A 1,777-nucleotide genomic window follows, 5' to 3' on the forward strand; every position below is an offset into this window, starting at 1 on the left:
CCGGTGCGGAGGCCGACCGCGAGTCGGCCGCCGGCGCGGCGTCGAGGGGGCCGCTCAGCTGAAGTCCAGCGACCCCGTCCGGGTGCGCTTGAGCTCGAAGAACGCCGGGTGCCCGGCCGGCAGCCGGACGCCGTCGAAGACCTTGACGGCCTCCTCCCCGCGCGGGACCGCGCCGAGCACCGGTCCGAAGAACGCGGTGCCGTCGACGTGGACGGTCGGGGTGCCGACGTCCTCGCCGACCGGGTCCATGCCCGCGTGGTGACTGCGCCGCAGCGCCTCGTCCCACTCGGTGGTGTGCGCGGCCTCCGCCGGCGAGCGCGGTGTGGAGGTCGCGGAGCACCTTGACGCCGTGCTGCTCGGCGGCGGCGGTGCAGATCCGGACCGGGCCCCAGCCGGTGTCGAGCAGCCGCCGGTAGCGCTCGGGAAGGTCCTCGCGGCCCTCGTTGAGCACGGACAGGCTCATCACCCGGAAGGTGGGGTCGAGGTCCCAGTGCTTCTCGACCTCCAGGATCCAGCGGGAGGTGATCCAGGCGAACGGGCAGACGGAATCGAAGGAGAAGTCCACGGTGTTGGTCACCCGGCCGAGCGCAGGGACGCGGCGGACCGCCGGAAAGGTCCGGTCCGGCAGCGGTTTCCCGGGCCACTTGCCGGGTCCGGGCCGCCGGACGCATCGCGGGCGCGCGCCGGGCGCGCGCTGGGCGCGCGCTGGGAGCGCCCGCGACGCGCCCGGGCCGCGAAACCATCCTCAGAGGTGACGCCACGTCAGCACCCCTGCTCGGCAGCCTCCCCCTGACCACTGAATCCCATCCGCCATTCGAGTGAATTCGCGGCTCCCGATCTTCTCGATCATGGGCGACTATGCTGCCGCCCCGTCAGGCCCTCGCGAAGCCCTCGCGACGGGCGATTCAGGACGAGGGCGGGAGCCGAGAAGATGATGGGACCGGCGCATTCGTTGTCGGGCGCGGCGGCATGGCTGGGCGTGGGGGCGATCGCGGAGGCCATGGGCGAACCGATGCCCTGGCCGGTGCTGCTGACGGGGGCGCTGATCTGCGCGGGCGCCGCGCTGGCACCGGACCTCGACCACAAGGCGGCGACCATATCCCGGGCGTTCGGCCCGGTGTCGCGGATCCTCTGCGAGGTGATCGACAACCTGTCCTACGCCGTCTACAGGGCGACCCGCAGCAGGCACGACCCGCGCCGCTCCGGCGGCCACCGCACACTGACCCACACCTGGGTCTGGGCGGTGCTGTGCGGCGCGGGCGCCTCGGCGGTCACCGTGTACGGCGGACGGTGGGGCGTGCTGGCGGTGCTCTTCGTCCACATGGTGCTGGCGATCGAGGGGCTGCTGTGGCGCCAGGCGCGGGTCTCCAGCGACGTCCTGGTCTGGCTGCTCGGCGCGGCCGGCACCTGGCTGATCACCGGCGTGCTGGACAAGCCCGGCAACGGCGCGCTCTGGCTGTTCGATCAGCCGGGGCAGGAGTACCTGTGGATCGGCCTGCCGATCACCCTCGGCGCGCTGGTGCACTGCCTGGGCGACGCGCTGACCGTCTCGGGCTGCCCGGTGCTGTGGCCGATCCCGATCGGCCGCAAGCGCTGGTACCCGATCGGGCCGCCGAAGGGGATGCGGTTCCGGGCCGGCAGCTGGGTGGAGCTGAAGGTGCTGATGCCGGTGTTCATGGGCGCCGGCGGTCTGTGCGCGGTGGGGGCGCTCGGCTACTTCGGCTGAGCGGGCCGCCGCCGCGGTGACGCGTGAACGGGCCCCGCACCGGGAGGAGAC

The 1,777-nt window shown here is 73.4% G+C and carries 1 protein-coding gene and 1 pseudogene; one reads left to right on the top strand and one right to left on the bottom strand.

Features of this window, described 5'->3' with window-relative positions; translation table 11 throughout:
• Positions 1 to 54 precede the first annotated feature (54 nt).
• A pseudogene (locus ABD308_RS00905) lies at positions 55 to 577 on the bottom strand (mycothiol-dependent nitroreductase Rv2466c family protein).
• Between the two features lie 354 nt (positions 578 to 931).
• On the opposite strand from ABD308_RS00905, the gene ABD308_RS00910 reads away from it, so the two are divergent.
• Positions 932 to 1,726: a metal-dependent hydrolase gene (locus tag ABD308_RS00910; RefSeq protein ID WP_344323327.1), complete on the top strand. Its 795-nt coding sequence runs from the start codon at positions 932 to 934 to the stop codon at positions 1,724 to 1,726.
• The last annotated feature ends 51 nt before the right edge of the window (positions 1,727 to 1,777 follow it).

The organism is Kitasatospora putterlickiae, from assembly GCF_039527695.1.
GTDB classification, from domain to species: domain Bacteria; phylum Actinomycetota; class Actinomycetes; order Streptomycetales; family Streptomycetaceae; genus Kitasatospora; species Kitasatospora putterlickiae.

Bases quoted from the DNA above. Each gene is read 5' to 3' on its own strand.
- ABD308_RS00910 (WP_344323327.1), top strand. From the start codon at position 932: ATGATGGGACCGGCGCATTCGTTGTCGGGCGCGGCGGCATGGCTGGGC.